Source organism: Sorangium sp. So ce119, assembly GCF_051524405.1.
GTDB classification, from domain to species: Bacteria; Myxococcota_A; Polyangia; order Polyangiales; family Polyangiaceae; genus Sorangium; species Sorangium cellulosum_G.
In genome coordinates this window covers 11,119,753-11,143,188 of the sequence record NZ_CP150310.1, presented here as the reverse complement: position 1 = coordinate 11,143,188, position 23,436 = coordinate 11,119,753, and the positions used below count along the sequence as shown (strand labels likewise).

Below are 23,436 nucleotides of genomic sequence, written 5' to 3'. Positions count from 1 at the left end.
TCGAGGCGCGGCGCGCGCCAGCAGGCCGCGGCGCGCGCTGCGCTAGCGGGCCGCGGGGATCATGCGGAGGAGCTGCTGGTAGCCGACGGCGAGCGTGAAATCGCTCCCGCGGCTGGGATCCGCGGGCACGTCGCCCTCGGGGCCGCGCGTCGCCGCCGTCTCTGCGCGCTTCTCCACGAGCACGGCCCTCGGCGAGCCGGCGAGGCTCGACCCCTCGGCGGGGAGGTGCCCCTCGAGGTCCTGCTCGCGGAGGATGCCGGCCGGGGCCTGCTGCTGCGCGCTCTCGATGACGATGTCCGGGCGGATGCCCTGGGCCTGGATCGAGCGCCCGTTCGGCGTGTAGTAGCGCATCGTCGTGAGCCTCACCCCGGCGCCGCCGGGCAGCTCGTAGATCGTCTGCACCGACCCCTTGCCGAAGGTCGTCGCGCCGACGACCGTGGCGCGCCCGCTGTCCTGGAGGGCGCCCGCGACGAGCTCGGCGGCGCTCGCGGAGTACTCGTTGACGAGCGCGACGACGGGCAGCGAGGCGAACGCGCCGCCGTCGTGCGCCTTCGCCGCGTCGACGACCTTGCTGCGCTGGCGGGTCGAGTAGATCGTCCCCGACGAGAGGAACTCGTCGGCGACGGCCTCCGCCTCGTGGACGAGGCCGCCGGGGTTGTTGCGCAGGTCGAGGATCACCCCGGCCAGCGGCGCCTTCGAGGCGGCGCGCAGCCTCGCCGCGGCGCGGAGCATCTCTTCATGCGTGCCGTCCTGGAACTGCTTCAACCGGACGTACGCGACGTCGCGCTCGAGGCGCTTGGCCGCGACGCTCGTGACGTGGATCTGCTCCCGCGTGAGGTCGAAGGTGAGCGGCTCGCCCACGCCCTGCCTTCGGATCGTGAGCTTCACCCGGGAGCCGGGGGGCCCGCGCATGACCTTCACGAGCTTGTCGAGGCGCTCGCCGCGCACGGGGCGGCCGTCGATCGCGATGATGCGATCGCCGGAGCGGACACCAGCCCGCGCCGCCGGCGAGCCCTCGATCGGCGCGATCACGGTGATGTCCTCGTCCCTGGCGTCGACCTCGATGCCGACGCCGCCGAACGTCCCCCCGGTCTCTTCCTGGAACTGGGCGAACTCGGCGGAGCTCATGTAGGCGGAGTGCGGATCGAGCTCCGCGACCATGCCCTTGATGGCGCCGTCGATGATCTTGGTGCGCTCCGCCGGCTCGACGTAGTGGTTCTCGACGAGCACGAGGACGCGCGCGAGCTGCTCGAGCGGCGCGTAGGGGCTCTGCGCCTGCGTGCTCGCGCCCGCGAGGTGCGAGGTCGCCGCCCCTCCCGCGAAGGCCGCCGCGATGAGCCCCAGGGTGCGTACCCAACTCGAGAACCGTCGCATCCGCCGACCATAGCAGCGCCGCGGGCGGCTGCGCTCGGAGCGCAGCCGTGCCGGACGCGCCCGGCGCCCCGCCTTCGACCGGACGCCGAGGCGGTGCGACGCCTGGAAGCGTGGTGGAAACGTGGAAGCGCGCCAGCACGGGCATACTGCCCGGCGTCGGTGCCGGTCGATCTGTCGATCGATCGGGCGTCACACCGAGGCGCCCAAGGTCCAGGGCGCATGGTTTGTCCTAGGAAGAGTGTTCGGCTATCTTCGCGCGCCTGAACGTGGAACTTGCCTCCTCATCGTCCTGCGTCGCCTCCGCGAAGCAGGGCTCGCCGCGAGGGGCATCTCTCGCCGAGACGGTCAGCGGCCGTGGCGAAGAGCTGTCCGCGGCTGCGCGGTCCTCCGTGCGCGGGAGACAATTCGCACCCCGAGGCGGCTAGGATGGCCAAACCCACCGATCGTGAGCTCGTCGATCAAGCCCGGAGCGGAGATGCCCAGGCGTTCGGGGTGCTGGTTCGTCGATATCAGAAGCGCATCTTCCGGCTCGCGTTCCACCTCGTCCGCTCGGGCGCGGAGGCAGAGGACGTGACCCAGGAGACCTTCGTCCGGGCCTATCAGGCGCTCGATCGGTTCGACGGCCGGAGCGAGCCGTTCACCTGGCTTTACCGGATCGCCGTGAACCTCTCGCTGAACATGATCCGGGCCCGCAAGCCGAGCAAGAACTCTACCCCCGCGGACGACCCGCGGATCGAGGCGCTGCTGCTCGAGACGCGCCCGAGCCACGGCGTCGATCCGGCCGCGACGACCCAGCGTCGCGAGCTCGCGGCCGCGCTCTGCGACGGCATCGACACGCTCTCGGACACGTTGCGGACGACGCTCATCCTCGTCTGCATCGACGGCGTGCCCCACGAGGACGCATCCAAGATCCTGGGTTGTCCGGAAGGAACAGTTGCCTGGCGCGTCCACGAGGCGCGCCGCAAGCTCCGCGTGTACCTCGCGGAGCGCGGTTTCGGAGGGGACGCCTGATGAACGTCACCAGCAAGCTCGACCTCGATGGGATGCTCAACGATTGGCCTGCCCCCGCCCTCGACGAGGCGGCGTGGGAGACGCGGGCAGCTCGCATCGTCGAGGTCGCTCTATCCGGTGCTCCGGAGGCCCGTGCTCCAGAGGACGCGGCGGCGCAGACCGACCTCCTCGCGGCCCCCGACCTCGCCGCAGAGCCAGGCGAGGAGCAGGCGGGGGACATTCTGCGCGAAGTACATGCAGCAGGAGACAGCACCATGGCGGATGGATCACAAGCAGGCAGGGCCGCGAAGTCGGAAGCGAGCCTGTCGGGCGGCAGCAGCTCGCGCCCGCCGGAGAGGAAACGCCAGTCGCTGAAGGAAATTGCCGAGCGAGCCAGCCAGGCGCCGGGTCGCGTGAGCGGGGTGCCCGGGGCGGGCGGCTCGCCGCTGTCGACGCCGCTGCCGTCCGGACGCAGCGCGCTGTCCACGCCGCTGCCCTCGTCGGGGCGCGGCTCGATGCCGCCGGGGCGCGGCTCGATACCGAGCGGCATCCGCGCGTCCTCGCCCTCGCTGCGGTCGTCCGAGGGGGTCACCGAGGACTCCGGCGTCATCGATCTCAACCGGCTCAGCGCGTCGGTGCCACCGGAGCAGGTGGAGGCGGGCGGCGAGGCGCAGCCCGGCGCGGCCGACACGCTGGACGAGAAGCCGGCCGAGGTCGCCGCGCTGTCCGCGAGGAGGCCGCGCGCCCCGGCCGCGTCCGGGGCCGAGGCGTCGGCGAAGAAGCGGTCGGGCGGGATGATCGCCGGCGCGGCCGTCGCCGCCCTCGGCCTGGCCGCGGCGGTCGCGGTCATGGTGAGGACGCCGGCGGCGCCGTCGCAAGAGACGACAGCGGCGGCGTCGACCCCCGCGGTGACGCAGGCCGCGCCGCGCGACGAGAAGGCGGTCGAGCCTGCTGCCCCGGTCGCCGCTGCGCCCGCCGCGCCGGCGGCCACGACGGAGGTCGAGCAGCCGCCCGCGGGAGCGGAGGAGAAGCTCGCCGCCGCGCCGAAGACGCCAGCAGCGCCGGCCGGCGCCGGCGCCGCCGCGCCGGGGGCCCCCGAGGCGCCCGCCGCGCCCGCCGCGGCGCCGAAGACGGAGCCGCAGAGCAAGGTGGCGGCAGCGCCGACGGTGGCCGGGAACCCCGGCGACCTGCCGTCCGCCATGCAGGCGGCCGTGGGCGACAGCGGGGACAAGCAGCCGTCGGTGGAGTCGGAGGCGCCGGTGCCGGCCTCGGGTCCGCTCCGCCAGCAGAACGTCCCCGAGCAGCCGTCGCAGGGCTCGGTCCAGGCCGCGCTCGGCTCGGTCATGGGCAACGCGAGGGCGTGCGTGGCGGGCGCGGACGACGTGTCGCGCGCGCAGATCACGTTCTCGTCGACCGGCCAGGTGAGCAAGGTCAACGTGAGCGGCTGGGCGGCGGCGAACGGCCAGTCGAGCTGCGTGCAGTCCGCGCTCAAGGCTGCGAACGTGGGCCCGTTCTCGAAGCCGTCGTTCTCGGTCAGCGCGACGATCCGGCCCTGATCGGGCCCGGGACGCGAGGACAAACGTCCTGGTTGACATGAGGGGTCGCACAGGTAGAATGCGCGCCCCCATGGTTTCCGCGACTCAGCAAACCCAGCGCATCCGTCAACGCAAGGCGCGCACGTCGGGCACCCGCCGCAAGCGCTTCGAGCGCGCCAACGGCACCCCGAAGTTCCCGATCCATCCGGCGGGTTACGATCAGAACGCGCCGGACGCCCTGCGCGCTGCCACGCCCGCCGAGGCGCAGGCGAAGAAGTAGGAGAGCTTTTCTCATGGCCAATCACGCATCTGCCGACAAGCGCAACCGCCAGCGCATCACGAGGACCGCGCGCAACCGCGCCGCCAAGTCGGAGCTCCGCACGACGATCAAGAAGGCGCGCACCGCGCTGAAGGGCGTCCCGCAGGAGTCCGCCACGCTGGTCACCGACGCGGTGAGCGCGCTCGACCGCGCCGCCTCGAAGGGGACGATCCCCGCCAAGCGCGCGTCGCGCGTGAAGAGCCGCCTGGCCCTCGCCCTCCACAAGGCGAGCGTCGCTGCCAAGACCGCCGCGAGCTGAGCAACACCCTCCCGCACGTACGCCCCGCTCACCGCAAGGTGCAGCGGGCGTCGTCGTTTTGTCCCCCCCCGCTTCCGTCCCCCCGCTGCCGCTCCGCCGCCCCCTCACGGCCATGGAGAGCGTCGCTCCTCCCCTCTCCAATCTCTCCAATCTCCCCCCTTGACGACGCCAGCGGCGGACACCCGCACAGGAGACGGGTCCAGCTCGGCGTTTTCGGCGCGGAGGCGTACTCCTGTACGCCGAGCACCGAAAACGTCGAGATGGGCCCGTATCCGAAGCGGGTGTCCGCCCCTCAATGAGCGTCGGCCCAGGTGGGGCCGTGGCCGATGTCGACGACGAGCGGCACGTCGAGCGGGAAGACGGACTCCATCGCCTCCCGCACCTTGGCCTTCGCCTCGTCGACCGCGTCGGCCGGCACCTCGAACGCGAGCTCGTCGTGCACCGTGAGCACCATGCGCGCGCCGGGGACGACGGGGCGCGGGACGCGCACCATCGCGAGCTTCAGGAGATCCGCCGCCGTCCCCTGGATCGGGGTGTTCTGCGCGATGCGCTCCGCCTGGGCGCGGCGCATGCGATCGCTGCTGCGTAGATCGGGGAGCAAGCGGCGCCGGCCGAGCAGCGTGCGCACGGACTCGGAGCGCTTCGCCTCGGCCATGGTCCGCTCCATGAACTCGTGCACGCCGCGGTAGCGCGCGAAGTAGGCGTCGATGAAGCGCGCCGCCTCCGCGCGCGAGATGTCGAGGCGCTTGGCCAGCGCCGACTCGCCCATCCCGTAGATCACGCCGAAGTTGATCGTCTTGCTCCGGCGGCGCATCTCGTCCGTGACCCCCGCCTCGTCCACGCCGAAGATCTCCATGGCCGTGCGCACGTGCACGTCCTGCCCGGTGCGGAAGGCGTCGACGAGCACCGGATCCTTCGACAGGTGCGCGAGCACGCGCAGCTCGATCTGCGAGTAGTCGGCGCTCACGATCACGCTCCCGGGCGGCGCGACGAACGCGCGCCGGATCATCCGGCCGAGCTCCGTGCGGATCGGGATGTTCTGCAGGTTCGGGTCCTGGGACGAGAGCCGCCCCGTCGCGGCCACGGCCTGGCCCCAGCGCGTGTGGATCCGGCCCGTGACCGGGTGCACGAGGCGCGGCAGCGCGTCGACGTACGTGCCCTTGAGCTTGGCGATGACGCGGTGCTCGAGCACGACGCCAGGGAACGGGTGGTCCTCCGAGAGCGTCTCGAGCACGTCGGCGTCGGTCGAGCGGCCGGTCTTCGTCTTGCGCTGGGAGCGCAGCTTGAGCTCGTCGAACAGGACGGCCTCGAGCTGCTTCGGCGACGCCAGGTTGATGTCGTGCCCCACCATCTCGCGCGCCTTCGCCTCGAGCGCCGCGAGCTCGGTCGTCATCTGCGCGCCGAGCTGCGCGAGCGCCTGCGGGTCGCAGAGGACGCCCGTGAGCTCCATCTCGGCGAGCACCGCGGAGAGGGGCAGCTCGATCTGCACGAGCAGGTCCTCGAGCCGCTCGGCGCGGAGCCGCGGGCGCAGCTTGTCGGTGAGCGAGAGCGCGACGTCGGCGAACGCGGCCCCGTAGCTGGAGGCCTCGCCGAGCTCGATCTCGTCGAGGGCGCGCTGCGCCTGCCCGCGGCGCTTCGGGGCCACCTCGTCGAGGGTCTGCATCTTGGCGCCGAGCTCGCGCTCGGCGAGCTCGTGGAGCTGGTTCTTCGCCTCGGGATCGAGCAGGTAGCTCGCCAGCATCGTGTCGAAGGCGACGCCAACGAGCCCGATGCGGTGCCGCAGGAGGATCACCTCGCAGAACTTCACGTCGTGGCCGACCTTGGGGAGCTCCGGATCCGCGAACAGCGGGCCGAGCACCGCGTCGATGTCGCTCATCGAGAGCTGGGCCGGCGCGCCGAGGTAGCGGTGGCCCAGCGGGACGTAGACGGCCTGCCCGGGCTCGCAGGCGAGCGCGACCCCGCAGACGTGGGCGCTCATCGGCTCGCGGCTGGTCGCGTGCATGTCGAGGGCGAGGCGGCCGGCCGCGCGCGCCGACCTGGCGAAGGTCTCGAGCTCCTCGCGCGTCGCGATGACCCGGTAGGTCGCCGCCCGCGCGGCGGGCTCGGGCGCGCGGACGCTCTTCAGGAAGCGCGAGAAGCCGAGCTCGGTGAACAGCTCCCGGAGCTTGCCGGTGTCCGCGCCGCCGTAGCGCAGCGTCTCCAGGTCGAGCGTGACGGGCGCGGCGCCGTCGAGCGTCACGAGCTTCTGCGAGAGGAGCGCGTCGGCCTCGTGCTGCTTGAGCGACTCGCGGATGCGGGGCTTCTTGACCTCCTCGAGGCGGGCGTACACCGACGCGAGCGAGCCGAACTGCGCGAGCAGCTCGGCGGCCGTCTTCAGGCCGACGCCGGGCACGCCGGGGACGTTGTCGGAGGTGTCGCCGACGAGCGCGAGCAGGTCGCGCACCTGCTCGGGCGGCACCCCGAACTTCGCGACCACCTCGGGGTGCCCGTAGACCTTGTCGCGCATCGCGTCCCAGAGCATCACGCGGTCCTCGTCGACGAGCTGCATGAGGTCCTTGTCGCTCGACGCGATGACCACCCGCAGCCCGCGCTCCTTGGCCCGCGCGACGGCGACGGCGATGAGATCGTCCGCCTCGAGGCCCTCCTGGATGAAGATCGGGATGCGGTACGCCTCGACGATCTCCCGGCACCGGTTCATCTGCACGCCGAGGTCGGGCGGCGGCGGCGGGCGGTGCGCCTTGTAGCGCGGGTCGAGGTCGTCGCGGAACGTCCTGCCCCCGGGATCCATCGCCACGCCGAGGTACGCAGGCTTCCGCTCGTCCACGAGCTTCGTGAGCATCGCGACGGTGCCGAACGTCGCATGAGTCGGCTCGCCGCTCGGGCTCGAGAGCGGGCTGATCGCGTGGTAGGCGCGGAAGACGTAGCCCGAGAGATCGATCAGGTAGAGGACGTCCGGAGCTCCGGCCGGGGGAAGCGCGGTGGGGCGCGTCGACATGACCGACCCTTAGCACCTCGGCGCGCGGCCGGTTCAGTGAACCACGACGTCGCGCCGCATTGTCACGTCGAGGACGCGGCCCCCCCGGTCGACGCCGACGGTGACGCGCGTCCCCGCCGGGCCGCGGAGGCGCTGGATGCAGTCCGCGAGCGCGAGATCCGCGGCGGGCTCGCCGTCGATCCGGACGATGACGTCGCCCTGCGCGAGCCCGGCGAGCGCCGCGGGCCCGCCCTCGATGACGCCCGCGATCGTCACGCCGCTCGGCGAGAGCGAGAGCATCGCGCCGATGCCCGAGAGCTCCTCGCGCGAGCCGCCGTCGCCGAGCAGCCGGATCTCGACGTCGGCGCGCATCGAGCCCGCGCCCCGCGCGTCGAGGCCGGGCACGATCTTGGTCATGTACTGCTCGTGGCGCACGCGCACCGAGAACGGCCCGCTCGCCGGCACGCCCTGGAGCTCGTAGTCGCCGTTCGCGTCGGTGAGCGCGAGCGAGATCGCGTTGGCGCCGGACGAGGTCGCGGAGTCGAGCTCGACCTGGGCCTCGACGACCGGCGCGCGCGACTCCGCGTCGACGACCCTGCCCCTCAGCGTCGCGCCCTGCGGCAAGACGATCCGCACGGGGCGACCGGCGCGGCCCGCCTCGACGTCGATGGGCGCGCTCCGCGCCGGCGGGCGGCCTGCCGCGCTCACCGTCAGCACGTAGCGACCCGGCGCGAGCTCGTCCAGCTGGAAGGCGCCGCCCGGATCGGACACCTTGCGCGCGCGGCCGTTCACGCCGGCGTGCGCGCCAGAGCCGACCGGCAGGAACGACTCGATCGCCAGCAGGTACGCCTCGACGGGCCGGCCCGACTGATCGACGACCTCGCCCCTGATCGAGCCCGCGCCGATCAGGTGCAGGACGTTCTCGCCACCGGCGGCGACGCGCGTGGGATGGGCGTCGCCGAACGGAGGCTGCGCCGCGGTCGCGGTGCAGCCGTCGGCCTCGGACGGCAGCTCGAAGCGCCCCTCGGCGTCAGCGTTCGCCGACAGGCCCGGCTCCTCGCTGCAGCGGATCGTGGCGCCGGCGACGGGGCGGCCCTCCGGATCGAGGACCACGCCGCGGACCGGCCCCGCGCTGGCCGCCGTGGTCTCGCGCGGCGGCGGGGGGGGCGGCGGCGGCGGCGGCTCGGCCTCGACCTCGCGCGGCGCGGCGCGCTCCGGTTGCGCCGGGGCGATCAGCGCCGGCGCGGGCTCGCGCCGCGCCGGCATCACGGGGGCGGGGCGCGGCAGGAGGAGCCAGACGAGGAACGGCGCGATCAGCAGCGCGGCGGAGAGCAGGGCCGCGGAGAGCCAGGCCCTTCGTTGCGCGCCTGCCGTCCAGCTCTCCGCCATGCCGTCCTCCGCTGCCGGCTAACGGCCGGCGTCGGCCTGGTCCGTCGAGCCCTCGCCCCCACCCTCGGGGGCGCTCGGGTCGGCCTCTCCGGCGGGCGACGCCTCGTCGGCGGGGCCGAGCGCGGGGGCCTCCGGCTCCGCGGGCCACGGCGTCTCGCTGGAGGAGCCGCCGCACGCCCCGAGGAGCAGCGACAAAGGTAGGAGCAAGGTGCCGGGCCGCATGGCCGGCATCCTAGCTCGTTTTGGAGGGGAGGTCATAACGACCGGGCTCTTCGCCGGTCGTGGGACAAGCGCGGAGCGCGGCGGCTCAGCGCGTGGACAGGTTCGTCCGGGCGATCCAGAGGCAGGCGGCAGCGTTGACCGCGCACCAGACGACGAGCGCCAGCCGGCCCAGGGGACCGGCGACCTCGCCCAGCGTGACGACGGAGGTGAGGTACGCCGCGGTGCCGACGGCGAGGCCCGCGATCGCCGGCCGGAGCTTCTTCACCCCGAAGAAGAGCGAGGTGAGGCCGAGCGGGATGAGCGCGTTGGCGAGCGGCAGCCAGCGGTGGACCGACGCGCCGATCAGCAGGTCGAGATCGGCGATCGGACGGGCCAGCACGTCGACGGCGAGATCGACGCGCGACAGGAGCCACGGCGCGAAGAAGAACAGCCCCGGCCCGGCCGCGAGCGCCGGGAGGAGGAAGCTCGCCCGCCACGGGCTCGCGGCGTTCTCCTCCTTCTTGCGGGCGCGGCGGCCGACCCACGTCGCGAGCAGGAGCAGCGCGACCAGCCGCACGACGGCGTGGCTCTGCGTCACGCGCGCGACCGAGCTCGCGGCGTCGAGGATGCCGGCCCCGTAGAGGAGCTTGCCGTCGTCGGAGCTGTCGACCATGCGCGCTCCGGCGCGGATGGCGTCCTCGACCGCGCGCGGGTCGGACACGCCGAGGCCGACGAGCAGCGCCGCCGCGCCGGCGACGTGGGGCGCGGCCATCGAGGTGCCGTTGTACGCGGGATAGGGGGCGTCGCAGTCGCCGCGGCCGCGGTTGCAGATGGTCTGCTGCGTGACGTTCACCCCGGGCGCCGCGACGTCGACGCCCTGGCCGCGCGAGGAGAACCTCGCGATCTTGTCGTTCGCGTCGGTGGCGCTCACGCCGATGACGCCGTCGGAGGCGCCGGGGTACTGCACGCGCCCGCCGGTGTTGCCGGCCGCCGCGACGACGACCGCGCCGCGCGAGATGGCGTGGTCGATCGCGCTCTGGAGGACCTTGGAGTTGCGCGGGCCGCCGAGGCTCAGGTTGATGACGTGGGCGCCGTTGTCGGCGGCCCACCGGATGCCGTCGGCGACGTCGGCGGTCGTGCCCCAGCCGCTCTCGTTCAGCACCTTCACCGGCATGAGCCGCGCGTGGAACGCGAGCCCCGCGGCGCCGATGCCGTTGTTGGTCGACTGCGCGATCGTCCCGGCGACGTGCGTGCCGTGGCCCTGGTCGTCGTTCGCGTGGTTCGTCTTGGTGACGAAGTTCCAGCCCTCCACGCACTCGGTCGAGGCGAGGTCGGGCGCCTTGACGAAGGGCCCGTGCGTCTCGCACGCGATGCCGGTGTCGACCACGGCGACGGTGACCCCGCGGCCCGTGGCGAAGTCCCAGGCGCGCTCGGCGCCGACGCGCGCCATGTGCCACTGGTCCTTCAGCAGCGGGTCGTTCGCGACGAAGGACGCGCGCACCCGGGCGAGCGGCTCGGCCACCTCGACGCGCGGATCGCGCGCGAGCCGCTGGAGGGTCGCGCTGACCGGGCCCTCCACGGTGGCGATCTGGATCCGGGTCTCGGAGGCGAGCGCGGTCGGGAAGAGGCGCAGCGAGAAGTCGCGCGCGAGCGCCGCGAGCGTGCTGTCGTCGAGGTCGTCGCGCGCGTCGACGACGATCTGCCCGGGGATGTCGTAGCTGGTCTCGTCGAGCTCGGAGGCCAGGCCGTACAGCGGCTCGCCCTCGGTCGCGACCGGCTCGTTCAGGACGTTGAAGCCGCGCGGCGACGGCTCGGCGTCGACCGGCAGCCCGGGGTTGGCGTAGCGCGGGAGGCGCGGCTCCAGCATGCCCGGCGAGCGCGCCGCGAGCGCGGTCCCGGCGCCTCGGCCGTCCGTCCCGTCGGCCATGGCGACGCCGGACACGGCGACCAGCGCGGTCGCGGCGAGCAGCGACGTCGCGAGCGCGCGTCCGGCTGGATGAATGGCGGTCCCCGACCCACGCGGAAGGCGAGACTTGTGCATAGCGGCTCCTCAACGGCAGGGTAGCGCTGCTGCCTGCGGGCAGCCATCGGTGTGGGGGCGCGAAAACGAGCGCGCGGCGGCGCGACAGCGGCGCTCGGTCGCCTGGAGATCAGCCCGAGGCGCCGTGCCGCCGGGCGTCATGGGCGGTCGTCGAGGAGCGCGGACGTCCTGAGCGATCTTCGGCTTCGACCGCCCTCGTGAAGAGCCGCCGCCGGAGGAGGGGGCGCCGCGCGCGGGGGTGGCGGGGGTCCCCCCACAAACTCGCGCCTGTTGGGGGGCTATTGCCACACAGAAGGATGGGGTGGGCTGGACGGGGGTCGCTTCGATGCGGGCCGGCGCTCGGGTTTGTGGGGCCCACCCCCGCCACCCCCGCGCGCGGCGCCCCCTCCTCCGGCGGCTCCGCTGCGTCCGATGAGGAACAGGGGGGGCCGGGTGGGCTTCTTTGGATCAGGTGCGCGTGGTCCAGAGTCCGGACATCCACGCTTCGACGTCGCTCACGGTCCGCGGGATGTCGAGGGACAGGTTGCGATGGCCCGCATCGGTGACGAGGATGTCGTCCTCGATGCGGACGCCGATGCCGCGGTAACGAGCCGGGACCGTCTCGTCGTCGAGCTGGAAGTAGAGGCCGGGCTCGACGGTGAGCACCATGCCCGGCTTCAGCTTGCCGTACTTGTAGACCTGCTGCCGCGCCTGCGCGCAGTCGTGCACGTCGAGGCCCAGCATGTGGCTCACATTGTGGAGCGAGTACCGGCGATAGAACTGCTTGTCTTCCTTGAGCGCCTCCTCGGCAGAGACGGTGAGAATGCCGAGCCGCTCGAGGCCGCGGGCGAGCACCCGCATCGCGGCGCGGTTCGGCTCCATGAAGTCGTTGCCAGGCTTCACCTCGGCGATCGCCGCCTCCTGCGCCGCCAGCACGAGCTCGTAGATCTCGCGCTGCTCCGGGGAGAACTTGCCGTTGATCGGCAAGGTCCGGGTGATGTCGGCGGTGTAGAGCGCGTTGCCCTCGACGCCGGCGTCGAGCAGGAGGAGCTTGCCCGGCTCGAGCGCGCCATCGTTCCTCGTCCAGTGCAGGATGCAGGCGTGGTGGCCCGACGCGGCGATGGTGCCGTATCCGACGTCGTTGCCCTCGACCCGGGCGCGCAGGTTGAAGATGCCCTCGACCTCGCGCTCGCTCCGCCCGCCGGGAAGGGCGCGGATGACGTCCTCGAAGCCACGCTTCGTCGACGCGACGACCGCCTCGAGCTCCTCGACCTCGAGGGCGTCCTTGAGGAGGCGCATCTCCGAGAGCGCCTCGCCGAGCTGCTTGTCACGGTCGTGCTGCGCGAGGAGCTTGTCGACCCGCTTCGAGACGCCGCGGAGCACGCGGTGGGGGCGCGTCACCGTGCCGACGAGGCCGCTCAGGTAGGCGTCGAGCTCGGGGAGCCCGCGGCACTCGTCGACGCCGAAGCGCGCGCGGCTCTGCTCGACGCCGAGACGGGGGCCGACCCAGAGCTCGCCCTTCACGCGATCGGTGAAGAACGTCTTGTCGCTGCGCCCAGGGTTCGGCTCGACAAAGAGGATGTCCCGATGCCCGCCCCCCTCCTGCGGCTGCAGGACGAGCACGCAGTCAGGCTCGAGGTTGCCCGTCAGGTAGAAGAAGTCCGAGCCGGGACGAAAGCGGTAGTGCGTGTCGTTGGAGCGGACCTTCTCGTGGCCCGTGGGGATGATGAGCGTCTCGGCCGGGAAGAGCTTCGAGAGGGCGCGGCGGCGGGCAGCAAACACCTCGGCGTGCGCGATCGGCTGGGGGAGGTCGCGGGCCGCAGGGGCCCACTGATCCAGCATGAACGCGACCAGCGCGTCGGGCAGCGTCGAGTCGTGGCTCGCCGGCTTGGCGTCGCCGGCGACCGCAGCAGCGGGCGCCTCGCCAGGGCCGCTGCCGGTGGGCGCGCTGTGGGCGGGATCGGCCTGGACGGGGGCGGCGGCGGTCTCGGGCGTGTGGCTCATGAGGCTCGAACTATGGGTCGATCAGGCGCGGTCGTTCAAGCCAAAGCGCGCGCCCGACCCGCAGCGCGGATCTCTCCGGACCGGGGGCGGCACGTCACGCGACCGAGACGCCGCCGTCGATCGCGAGGATCTGGCCGGTGATGAAGTCGTTCTCGGCGAGGAACACCACGGCGCGCGCGATGTCCTCGGCCTCGCCGAGGCGCTGGAGCGGGATGCGCTCGCGGAGGCGAGCGAGCGTGGCCTCATCGTAGGAGGAGGGCGGCAGCACCGTCCCGGGCGCGACGCCGTTGACGCGCACGTCAGGGGCGAGCCCCACGGCGAGGCCGCGGACCAGGTGCGCGAGCGCGGCCTTCGAGACCGAATAGGGGATGTAGTTCCTCCAGGGGCGCTCGGCGCTCACACAGACGATCGCGACGACGCTGCCACGGCAGGCGCGGAGCGCCGGAGCGAGCTCGAGCGTGAGCAGGTACGGCGCGGTCGCGTTGAGCGCCATGGCGCGATCCCACGCGTCGGCCGAGAGCTCGGCCGGCGGGACGCGATCGAAGTTCGCGGCGTTGTGGACCAGCAGGTCGAGCCGGCCAGACGACCAGTCGAGCGCCGCGCGGGCGAGGCCGACGAGCGCCGCGCGGTCCTGGAGATCCGCCTGGAGCGCGACCGCGCGCCGTCCGAGCGAGCGCGCCTCGTCGACGAGCGAGTCCGCGCCGGCACGGCTCGTGGCGTAGTGGACGACGAGGTCGGCGCCTGCCGCCGCGAGCGAGCGGGCGGTGGCGGCGCCGAGGCGGGTGCCGGCGCCGGTCACGAGGGCGACGCGGCCGGTCAAGGGTGCATGGGGCATGCGGGGTTGTGTAGCCGATGCGCGGCCCCGCGCGTCGAGGCGACGGCGCCGGGCGCGGACGTTCGTCGACGTTCGGGGCGTGGGAGGCATGGATGGCGCGCGCCGCCGTTTTTTTCTCCCGCGCCGCGCGCCGTGGCACGCTGGACCGGCTTTGCCGACGCTTCCGACACGCCGAGTAGCCGCAAAGGAACGCTCTCTGGAGCTGCCGCGCCGCCTGGGCGCGGTCGCCGCCGCGCTGCTCTGCGCGGCCGGGTGCACCGAGAAGCTCGAGTCCGTCAATCTGCCCGACATCGACCTGCCGGGCTTCGATGCGCCTGGAACGAGCGCGCCGGCGAGCGCCGCGCCGCGGGCGCAGGACGCGCCGCGCGCGGCCGGGAGCCAGGGCGCCGCGCCGCGAGCCCAGGGCGCGCCGCGCGCCGCCGCGCCGGCGACCCAGCCCGAGTGCGACGAGCTGCCGTCCGAAGAGGAGGAGAGGCGCGCGAAGCTGCCGCCCCTGACGGCGCTCGGCAAGGCCGTGCCCACAGAGCCGTGGTCCCCGCCGCCGTACGAGGTGCTGCCCGGCGTGACGCTCCCCGCGAAGATCGCCGCCAAGCTCGAGCAGATCGACCGGGGCTACGCGCGGCGCACGCGCGAGCACCTCGTGATCACGAGCGGGACGCGCGACGCGAACCGCCAGGCCAGGGCGATGTTCACGAAGCTCAGGCTCGGCGAGGATCTGCTCCAGCTCTACCGGAACAAGGCGGCGGTCCAGGAGATCAAGAAGGCTTACCAGGCGAACGCCACCAGGCCGCCGGAGCAGGCGGTGGCGGCCATGGAGGCCGTCATCCAGGACCAGATCGACCGGGGGATCTACATCTCTGCGCATCTGCGCAGGGGCGCCGTGGACGTGCGCAACAGAACGATGTCGCCGAAGGAAAAACGCGCGTTCCTCGAGAGCGCCGCGGAGGTCGGGGGCGTCCTCGTCATCGACGAGTCGACGCCGCCACACTACCATCTTCAGATCGACTGAGCTGCGCGCGCGCTTACTGCCTGCCCGCGCGCGAGCCTGGCTTGATGGGCGGGCGTGTTGCTCCGGGCTGCGCCGCGCCCTATAAGAAATCGATCACGGGGTACGCGAAATGTCGAAGAAAGTCATCTTCTCAGGGATCCAGCCGTCGGGACGCCTCATGCTCGGCAACTACCTCGGCGCCCTCAAGAACTGGGTGAAGCTGCAAGACGACTACGACTGTCTGTATTGCCTGGTCGACATGCACGCGATCACCGTGCCTCAAGATCCCAGGGAGCTGCGCAACCGCACCTACGAAGGCCTGGCTGTGTACCTCGCGGCCGGGCTCGATCCGGCCAAGAACATCATCTTCGCCCAGTCACACGTGCCGGCGCACGCGGAGCTCGGCTGGCTCCTGACGTGCAACGCGTACATGGGCGAGCTCTCGCGCATGACGCAGTTCAAGGACAAGAGCGCCAGAGATCAGAACATCGGCGTGGGGCTCTTCACGTATCCCGTGCTCATGGCCGCCGACATCTTGCTCTACCAGACCGATCTCGTGCCCGTGGGCCAGGACCAGAAGCAGCACCTCGAGCTCGCGCGCGACATCGCTATCCGCGTGAACAACACGTATGGCGACGCCGAGACCGCCAAGGACGGCACGGTCACGGTAAAGAACCCGATCTTCCGCGTGCCCGAGCCGTACATCCCGCCGGTGGGCGCCAGGATCATGAGCCTTCAGAACCCGTCGGCCAAGATGTCGAAGTCGGACGCCGACCTCAACGCGACCGTCTTTCTCGACGACAGCGACGACGCGATCCGCAAGAAGATCAAGCGCGCGGTGACCGACTCCGGGAGCGAGATCGTCTTTGCGCCCGAGCGCGAGGAGAAGGCCGGCGTGACGAACCTCATCTCGATCCAGGCCGCGATCACCGGCAAGGACCCGCGCGCGATCGTCGATAGCTACGCGGGCAAGCAGTACGGGCACCTCAAGGTGGAGACGGCCGAGGTCGTCGTCGAGCTCCTGCGGCCGCTGCGCGAGAGGTATCAGACGATGTTGCAGGACAAGGGCGAGCTCGATCGCATCCTGGCGCAAGGCGCCGAGCGCGCGGCGGAGCGCGCCGCGCCGACGCTCAGGCGCATGTACGAGGCCGTGGGCTTTCTGACGCGCGCGCCTCGGCCCGCCGACCGCTGAGCCGAACGCCGGCTGGCCGGCGAGACGAGCTGGAAAGACGGTGCCAGGGGCGAGATGTGCTGCCCGCGGCGGCGCTCAGGGCGCCGTCGCGCAGCCGCGGCCGCGGAAGGCGACCAGACCGTCGCGCTGGACGCCCACCACGTCAGGGCAACCGTTGCAGTCGAAGTCGGTGATGCCGACGCCGAAGCCGTCGATGTCGTCGAACGTGCCAGGGAACGGCGTCGAGCGGCTCTCGAACGTGCCCTCCGGCGTCTGGATGAACGACCACATCTCGGCGGTGTTGCTGCTGACCGCGACGAGATCGCTCCGCCCGTCGAGGTTCAGGTCGGCGATCTGAACGCCGCCGGAGACGGAGTACTGGTGATCGTCGATGGTGAGGAGCGGCTGCGGCGCGGTCAGGCTGCCGAGGTCGTCTTGCAGCAGGATCCAGACCCGCATCGGCCCGTGGCTGTACTCGTGCGTGACCGCGGCGACGTCCTGGCGGCCGTCGTTGTTGACGTCGCCCACCGCGAGGGAGACGAACGAGACCCGCGAGTCCGGCGCGGTCTCGAAGAAGATCTGCTGGCCGTCCGCGTGCCGCGGGTTCATCCGAGCAAAAAAACCGCGCATGCGCCCTGCCGGGGCGCGCGGACGGGCCCCACGGGGACCCGGGCTCGCGACGAGGTCGTCAGGTAACCCCAGCGCGATCCCACCTCGTCGATGGGCGGCGCGCGGGGCTCACAGGCCGGCGATAGGCCCGCCCGCCGGATCGCCGTACTTCGCCATCTCGATGCCGAAGTAGTTGATGATGGAGCAATGCAGCGCGCCGGTCGGGGGGGCGTTGCCCGCCTTGACGACGCGGCCTGTCTGGAAGCCCCCCACGTGTCCTGCCAGCATGACGGGCATGTTCTTCCGGCCGTGGGAGTCCCCGTCGCCGTTCTCGGACGTGTAGAGCACGAGCGACTCGTCGAGCAGGTTGCCCGTCGGCGTGGTCGCCGCCTTCATCGCGTTGAGCAGGTAGGCGAAGCGGCGCACCTTGAACCTCGATGTCTGGACGACGCGGGCGTTGGCGATGCGCATCGCCTCCGCCTGCGGCAGGCCGTCGAGGTCGGTGGCGCGGTCGCGGTCGCCGAGCTTGTGCGAGATGAAGTGATCGCTCCAGGTCCCCACGCCGTCCGGCAGATCGTACCCGGCGAAGTCGAGGCCCCAGCTGTTCGAGTACTGCAGGACGAGCACCCGCGTCAGGTCGCAGGTGAGCGCGAGCAGCCCGAGATCGATCATCTGCTTGAACTTGCCGTGCAGGTCCAGCCCCCGCTCGGGCTTGCCGGGGACGGTGCAGCCCGACGCGGTCGTGGACTGGATCTGCTTCTCCAGCTCGAACACCGACTCGAGGTGCTGCTCCACGCGCGCCCGGTCCGCCGCGCCGAGGCGCTGGTTCAGGCGCCGCGCGTCCTCCCTCACCCAGTCGAGGACGCTGGCCCGGCGCTGCCGGATGCTGTCCATCTCGGCGTTCGGGTTGCCCAGGTTGCTGAACAGCGTGTCGAACAGGCGGGCCGGATCGCGGAAGGCATCCTCGACCTGACCGCCGTCCCGGAACGAGATGAAGCCCTGCGTGACCGCCGTGTCGCCCGTGGGAGACAGGTTGAGGCTGCGATACGGCGTCCCGGCCGCGATGTGGCCGGCGAGGACCTGATCGAGCGTGGCCTTCTTCGGGACGGCCTGGCCGCCGCCGTCGGTGTGCGCGCAGAGCGCCATCGCCGGGCTGTGGATGTCGGAGCAGATCGCCTGGTGATCGACGCCGGACACCATCGTGACGTCCTGCCAGATCGCCTCCCCCGCCGGCCACTCGCGCTCGGCCTCGAAGCCCTTCATGTCCACGAGGCACGGCGTCAGCGCCTCCGGCGAGAGCGGCCCCGCCGCGCTGGGGTGCCACGCCCCGGGATCCGTGCCGTTCGGCACGAAGAACGCCACGAAGCGCTTCGGGGCGTCCTCCGGCGCGGCGCTGGCGCGCCGCGGTCGCATGGCGTCGAGGAACGGCAAGGCGACCACGACGCCGGCCCCGCGGAGCAGAGCTCTTCTCGAGATCTTCATCGGCGACACTCCTCTTCCGTCTGTCGGACGCTGTGCGCGCACATCACTCCGGCGCCCTCCGCAGCCGGAACGCCGGCGACTGGACGATGGTGGTCAGGAAGGAACGGAACCGGTTGCCGTCCTGCGCGAAGCCCTCGGCGGCGGCGTCGATCGCGCAGCGGTCCTCGCTCGCCGGCTCGCGCCCCTGGGTGTAGATGAACAGCTTCTCCGCGACGCACGCGGCCAGCTCCGGGCTCTGCCGGAGCTCCGCGGCCAGGGCAGCGAGCGAGTCGAACGACTCGTTGGCTGCGCCCTCGAAGCGCGGCTCGATACCGAACTCGTCGATACCGATGCTCCCGTCGTACCGCCCGTTCTTGTCGTACTGGGCGAACCCGACGCCGATGGGATCAATGAGCGCGTGGCACCCGGCGCACCCCTCCTGCGTGTTGCGCTTCTTGATGACGTCGACGTAGCTCAGGCCGGAGAGCTCGCTCTCGAGCTGCTCGAGGAGCCCGGCGGGGATGTAGATCTTCTGGCAGAGGAAGGCCGCCCGGATCCACTGGCCGCGCACGGCGATCAGGTCGCCGTCGTTCTTGGCGCTGATCAGGCTGGCGTGCGTGAGGAGCCCGGTGTTGGCCCGGTGGTGGCCGGCCGGGAACTCCACGCGGGTCATGCCGTCCCCCGACGCCTCCAGGCCGTAGAACTTCGCGAGCTCCGGCGTGAGGTAGGTGTGGTTCGCGGTGAGCGCGTCGAGGAAGTCGGTGTCGGGGGTGAAGGCGTGCTCGCCGAGGACGCGCTCGCTCTCGGCGATCATGTCCTCGAGCAGGGCGGGCGTCCACGACGGGTCCGGATTCGCCGGGGGGCGGAGCTGCTCGAAGGTGAGCCACTGCTTGAAGAAGGCGTTGAAGAAGAGCTCGGTCCGCCTGTCCTTGACCATCTCCTCCGCGACGGCGCGCAGCCCGTCGGGGCTGTCGAGTTCGCCGGCCTCCGCCCGCGCGAGCAGCTCCTCGCTCGGGGACCGGCCCCACAGCGTGAACGACAGGCGCGCGGCGAGCTCGAGCGGCGTCAGGGGCGATGTTTCCTGCCCCGATGCGCCGACCTCGATGCGGAACAGGAAGCTCGGCGAGGTGAGCAGCGCCTCGACGACGAAGCGGAACGCGTCCGCCCTGTCCTGCGCGACCTCGCTCGCCCGCGCGACAAGGTCGCTCGCCTCCTCGGACGACAGCGGCCTTCGATAGGCCAGCTTGCCGAAGCGGTGGACGAAGCGCTCGAGGCAGTCGTCGGCGTCCGGCGCGCAGCCGAGCACCGATGTCCGGCGCGCCTCGTCCGCCATGAGCTCCTGACCGAGCGTCTCCGCGGTCGCCAGGTAGGCGCGCAGGTGCTGATCCGACACGTTCTGGAGGGTGGCTATCGTGCGGAAGCCGCCCTGGCCGGTGTCCTCCGGGATGCTGTCCACGACGGGCGGCTCGTCGAGCTGGAACAGGTCCTGAAGGGTGAGCTGGTACTCGATCCTGGACAGCCGGCGCAGGACGCTGGGGCTCGTTCGGGTGACGCTGCAGTCTTGCACCGCCGGCTCCCCCGTGAGCGGGTCGACCTCGACAGGCGGCGTCTCCTTGCCGAGCTGACCGGTACACGCAGCGCCCGTCAGACAGAAGAGCACCAGCGCGGACATGCCCGCCGCGAGGGAACGACGGAGGAACGGGACCGGTCGATCGGTGTCGGGCGGCATTGTCTTGCTCCTGGAGTGACCAGCCATTCCGGTGGCGTGCACCCGGCACGAACCGAGGTGTTCCGGCGATGCGCCGCGTCGTGGTCTGAGGCGAACTTTTAAAGCAAGGCGGTACTGCGCGCCCCGGCGTCACGTCGGGGCTGAAGTTACATTCCCGGCGCGCGCTCCCGTGATCACCGCCGGCCGCGGATCACTGTCGGCCGCGCGCCGGGCTCGTGTCAAGCCATGAGCGCGCGGCGAAGTGAGACCGAGCGATCATGAATTATTACGTCGCAAGCCCCTGAATTTTTGCAATGCGAGCTGCACGGCGAGGGGAACCGGGCGCTCTACGATCCCACGACCGACGCTTGGACCTCCGCCGCGACGATGACCTCGACGCGCTCGGCGCACGGGGGCGAGCGCCCTCTACCTCGCTGTGGCCATGACCGCTCTCCGGCGGAGCCTCCGCCGCTCCCGGGCGGCAATCCCGAGGTGAATTCTGATCACCGGACGCTCCCGCGGAACTAGACTCGCGGCATGCAGCTGCGAATCGACGGGGATCGATTGACGCTCACCTTGCAGGGCGCCGAGCGGCTCTGGGCCGTGAAGCTCTCGCCCATCGTGGTGCCGCGCGAGCACGTGACGCGGGCGGTGGCGGCGCTTCCGCCCGCAACGTGGCGGGCGATCCGCGCGCCAGGAACGGCGCTTCCCGGGCTGATCAAGGCCGGGACGTACTACACCGATCGCGGCAAGGAGTTCTGGTACACGGTGCGGAGCCGGAAGGACAACCCGCTGACGATAGAGCTCGAGGGGGAGTCGTACCGGCGGCTCGTCATCACCCTCGACGATTCCGCCGGCTGGGCTGAGCGGATCAACGCCTGGATCAGGGGCTGAGTCGCCCGCTCGCGGGTGCCAGGCCGACGCCCCCTCGCCGCCGGCTCGAATTGACCCGTACATCGGCGATCACGGCCTCGGCGTGGCAGCGCGAGAAGCGGGTTGTTGGACAGGACACGTCCGACCTGTTCTGATCATCACGAGCGCGTGTTCTGACCAGGTCCCTCGGTTCAGGGACGCGACGCTCCACCCCCCGGCCGAGGCGCGATTCGCCGCGCCCATCCTGCCGGCATCGGGGGATCTTCCATCTCCCAGCGAGGAATCATGAAGGCCGACACCGTGAAGGTGCGTTGCTTGCGGCTGTTCTCCCTGACCTGTCTCGTCGTGACCGGGTGCGCGGACGCGCTGGACGACCCCCTCCATGACGCGCCGGCCACGGGCCGCGCGCGGCAGGCCCTCGTCGACCCTGACGCGACGTATCTCCCCGGCGTGTCCTATTTCGGGAGCAACCGCTACATCGAGTACATTCCTGGCGACTTGCCGCTGATCTTCACCGCTCCCCACGGCGGCGACCTCGAACCCTCCGCCATCCCCGACCGCACCCCTGAGACCTGCGGCGTGCCGCGCATCGCCACCGTGACCGACGCCAACACGCAGGAGCAGGCGCGCGCCCTCCATGCGGCCTTCTACAGCCGCACCGGCAGGTACCCGCACGTGATCGTGAACCGGCTTCACCGCGTGAAGCTCGACGCCAACCGCGCCCTCGCCGAGGCCGCCTGCGGCGCCCCCCGGGCCGAAGCGGCCTGGGACGACTATCACGCGTTCATCGAGGTGGCCAAGGCGCGCATCCTCCGGGATCACGGCAAGGGCTGGTACACCGATCTCCACGGTCACGGCCATGAGGCCCTCCGCCTCGAGCTCGGGTTCGACATGAACGGCGATGCGCTCCGCCACACCGACGAGGAGCTCGACGCCGATCCGACGTACGAGGCGGGCAGCACCCTCCGCACCTTCTCGGAGCAATCCCCGCTCTCGTTCTCGACCCTCCTGCGCGGCCCGTCGAGCCTCGGATCCATCTTCGCCAACGCCGGGTACGATGCGGTCCCCAGCCAGTCGATTCCGGCCCCCACCGTCGACCAGGTGTTCTTCAGCGGCGGCTTCAACACCGTCGAGCACGGCTGCAAGGACGGCGGCATGATCTGCGGCGCCCAGATCGAGTCCTGGCGCGTGGGCGTCCGCGACACCGCCGCGAACCGCGCCCGCTTCGCCACCACGGCCGTCGAGGTCTTCGACGAGTTCCTGTCCACCAACTTCGGCATCCACGTCCCGCTCGACCCCCAGCGCGCGGCCGAGCCTGGCACTTTCATCGTGGTGGACAACGACAACGCCGGGAACGATCTCACCCGCGCGAGGTTCCACGCGGCCTCCAGCTGGAGCACCACCGCCAACAACCAGCAGAAGCACCTCGGTGACTTCCGCCTCTCCAGCGGCGATGGCCCCTCCAGCGATGGCGCCGAGTTCTTCTTCTATATCGGCGCCCCTGGTGTCTACGACGTCGACGCATGGTGGCCCTCCGCCAGCACGCGCACCGAAGCCGCCTCCTATCGCGTCTTCGAGCTCGACGGCGGCCCGATGCTCGCTGACTTGACGAGGAGCCAGCGGACCGACGGCGGACAATGGAACTCGCTCGGCACCTTCACCTTCCCGCACGTCGGCTGGGCCAAGGTGCTCATCTCGCGCTACCTGAGCGGGCCCGGCTCCCTCGCCGCCGACGCCGTCCGCGTCACCCTGGTGGCCGCCGACGATCGCGCTCCCATCGCCCGCATCGACCCCACACCCACCGTCCCGGAAGGCAGCCTCGTCTCCCTCGACGCAGGCCATTCCTTCGACTTCGAGGGCCACTCCCTCACCTACACGTGGCGTCTTGGCGAAGGCCTCACCGCCACCGGCCGCCTCGCCACCCACGTCTACCCCGACAATGGCCTTTACCGGGTCGATCTCACGGTCGCCGATCCGGAGGGCCATACGGGCGCCGTCTCCCGCCTGATCACCGTGACCAACGTCGCCCCCACCGTGAATGCCGGGCCCGACGTCGTCATCACGTCCGGCGATGTCTTCGCGCTGCATGCGACCTTCGAGGACCCAGGCGTCCACGATGCCCCCTGGAGCTGGGAGGTCGACTGGACCGAAGCGACCGACGGCGGCGCCACCGACGACAAGGCCGCCGGCCTCCCCCTCTCCCACAGGTTCTGCATGGCCGGCGAGCACCTCGTGCGCCTCACGGTCACCGACAAGGACGGCGGCGTCGGCGCCGACACCGCTCGCGTCGACGTCGGCCGCTACCGCGTTGGCATCGACGTGCAGCCGTCCTTTTTCTACCTCGACGGCAACCCCGCCCTCCAGGCCGCCTGGAACGCTGTCCCCATCACGGCGCACGTCCTCTCTACGCCCGCCTTCGACGCCACCCGGCTGCGCGTCGACACCGTGCGCCTCACCAACCTCGCCGGCTCGGGCACCTCTGTCGCAACGCTACCCGGTGGCCAGTGGCACGCCCTTCCCGCGGACATCAACGGTGACGGCCGCCTCGATCTGGTCCTCTTCTTCCGCCGAGCCGACCTGATCGCCAGCGGCGATCTCACCCCTGACACAACGGCCCTGCACCTCGTCGCCGACGCGGCCGATTGCCGGCAGGTCCTCGGCAGCCAGCCTGTGCGCGTGATCCGCTGAGGAGCCGATCGTGGATCGACAGCAGGCGAGCTGAGGCC

The 23,436-nt window shown here is 71.7% G+C and carries 18 protein-coding genes; 8 read left to right on the top strand and 10 right to left on the bottom strand.

Features of this window, described 5'->3' with window-relative positions; genetic code table 11:
* Positions 1-42: 42 nt before the first annotated feature.
* The gene (locus tag WME76_RS42040; protein WP_437957784.1) at positions 43-1,374 is read right to left on the bottom strand and encodes a S41 family peptidase; all 1,332 of its coding nucleotides are present in this window, start codon (positions 1,372-1,374) and stop codon (positions 43-45) included.
* A gap of 426 nt (positions 1,375-1,800) precedes the next feature.
* On the opposite strand from WME76_RS42040, the gene WME76_RS42035 reads away from it, so the two are divergent.
* The 4 genes from WME76_RS42035 to rpsT all read left to right on the top strand — a co-directional run bounded on the left by WME76_RS42035 (position 1,801) and on the right by rpsT (position 4,477).
* Positions 1,801-2,385: an RNA polymerase sigma factor gene (locus tag WME76_RS42035; protein WP_061618127.1), complete on the top strand. Its 585-nt coding sequence runs from the start codon at positions 1,801-1,803 to the stop codon at positions 2,383-2,385.
* On the top strand, positions 2,385-3,920 hold the full coding sequence (locus tag WME76_RS42030; RefSeq protein WP_437957783.1) for a hypothetical protein: 1,536 nt from the start codon (positions 2,385-2,387) through the stop codon (positions 3,918-3,920). The genes WME76_RS42035 and WME76_RS42030 overlap by 1 nt, the downstream gene beginning before the upstream one ends.
* Before the next feature lie 70 nt (positions 3,921-3,990).
* Positions 3,991-4,179: a hypothetical protein gene (locus tag WME76_RS42025; protein ID WP_061612848.1), complete on the top strand. Its 189-nt coding sequence runs from the start codon at positions 3,991-3,993 to the stop codon at positions 4,177-4,179.
* 13 nt (positions 4,180-4,192) lie between these two features.
* The gene (gene rpsT, locus WME76_RS42020) at positions 4,193-4,477 is read left to right on the top strand and encodes a 30S ribosomal protein S20 (protein WP_437957782.1); all 285 of its coding nucleotides are present in this window, start codon (positions 4,193-4,195) and stop codon (positions 4,475-4,477) included.
* Between the two features lie 292 nt (positions 4,478-4,769).
* On the opposite strand, the gene polA is transcribed toward rpsT, so the two are convergent.
* From polA to WME76_RS41990, 6 genes are all read right to left on the bottom strand, one after another.
* Positions 4,770-7,472 carry a DNA polymerase I gene (polA, locus tag WME76_RS42015; protein WP_437957781.1) on the bottom strand — a complete coding sequence of 901 codons (2,703 nt, stop codon included), beginning with the start codon at positions 7,470-7,472 and terminating at the stop codon, positions 4,770-4,772.
* A gap of 33 nt (positions 7,473-7,505) precedes the next feature.
* The gene (locus WME76_RS42010) at positions 7,506-8,840 is read right to left on the bottom strand and encodes a carboxypeptidase regulatory-like domain-containing protein (protein ID WP_437957780.1); all 1,335 of its coding nucleotides are present in this window, start codon (positions 8,838-8,840) and stop codon (positions 7,506-7,508) included.
* 18 nt (positions 8,841-8,858) lie between these two features.
* Entirely contained in the window at positions 8,859-9,062 is a 204-nt protein-coding gene (locus WME76_RS42005; RefSeq protein ID WP_437287741.1) for a hypothetical protein, read from the bottom strand.
* A gap of 85 nt (positions 9,063-9,147) precedes the next feature.
* Positions 9,148-11,082, bottom strand: coding sequence for a S8 family peptidase (locus tag WME76_RS42000; protein WP_437957779.1), 1,935 nt, complete (start codon positions 11,080-11,082; stop codon positions 9,148-9,150).
* A gap of 447 nt (positions 11,083-11,529) precedes the next feature.
* On the bottom strand, positions 11,530-13,065 hold the full coding sequence (locus tag WME76_RS41995) for an aminopeptidase P family protein (protein ID WP_437957778.1): 1,536 nt from the start codon (positions 13,063-13,065) through the stop codon (positions 11,530-11,532).
* A 94-nt stretch (positions 13,066-13,159) separates the two neighbouring features.
* On the bottom strand, positions 13,160-13,900 hold the full coding sequence (locus WME76_RS41990; protein ID WP_437957777.1) for an SDR family oxidoreductase: 741 nt from the start codon (positions 13,898-13,900) through the stop codon (positions 13,160-13,162).
* 151 nt (positions 13,901-14,051) lie between these two features.
* On the opposite strand from WME76_RS41990, the gene WME76_RS41985 reads away from it, so the two are divergent.
* Both WME76_RS41985 and trpS read left to right on the top strand, forming a co-directional pair.
* Positions 14,052-14,909, top strand: coding sequence for a hypothetical protein (locus WME76_RS41985; RefSeq protein ID WP_437957776.1), 858 nt, complete (start codon positions 14,052-14,054; stop codon positions 14,907-14,909).
* A gap of 109 nt (positions 14,910-15,018) precedes the next feature.
* The gene (trpS, locus tag WME76_RS41980; protein WP_437957775.1) at positions 15,019-16,080 is read left to right on the top strand and encodes a tryptophan--tRNA ligase; all 1,062 of its coding nucleotides are present in this window, start codon (positions 15,019-15,021) and stop codon (positions 16,078-16,080) included.
* Between the two features lie 75 nt (positions 16,081-16,155).
* On the opposite strand, the gene WME76_RS41975 is transcribed toward trpS, so the two are convergent.
* From WME76_RS41975 to WME76_RS41965, 3 genes are all read right to left on the bottom strand, one after another.
* The gene (locus WME76_RS41975; RefSeq protein ID WP_437957774.1) at positions 16,156-16,668 is read right to left on the bottom strand and encodes an FG-GAP repeat domain-containing protein; all 513 of its coding nucleotides are present in this window, start codon (positions 16,666-16,668) and stop codon (positions 16,156-16,158) included.
* A 129-nt stretch (positions 16,669-16,797) separates the two neighbouring features.
* On the bottom strand, positions 16,798-18,150 hold the full coding sequence (locus tag WME76_RS41970) for a DUF1552 domain-containing protein (RefSeq protein WP_437957773.1): 1,353 nt from the start codon (positions 18,148-18,150) through the stop codon (positions 16,798-16,800).
* 43 nt (positions 18,151-18,193) lie between these two features.
* Positions 18,194-19,858, bottom strand: coding sequence for a DUF1592 domain-containing protein (locus WME76_RS41965; protein WP_437957772.1), 1,665 nt, complete (start codon positions 19,856-19,858; stop codon positions 18,194-18,196).
* A gap of 516 nt (positions 19,859-20,374) precedes the next feature.
* Between WME76_RS41965 and WME76_RS41960 the strand changes: the two genes are divergently transcribed.
* On the top strand, positions 20,375-20,731 hold the full coding sequence (locus WME76_RS41960) for a hypothetical protein (protein WP_437957771.1): 357 nt from the start codon (positions 20,375-20,377) through the stop codon (positions 20,729-20,731).
* A gap of 264 nt (positions 20,732-20,995) precedes the next feature.
* Positions 20,996-23,398, top strand: coding sequence for a PKD domain-containing protein (locus tag WME76_RS41955; protein ID WP_437957770.1), 2,403 nt, complete (start codon positions 20,996-20,998; stop codon positions 23,396-23,398).
* Positions 23,399-23,436: the final 38 nt, after the last annotated feature.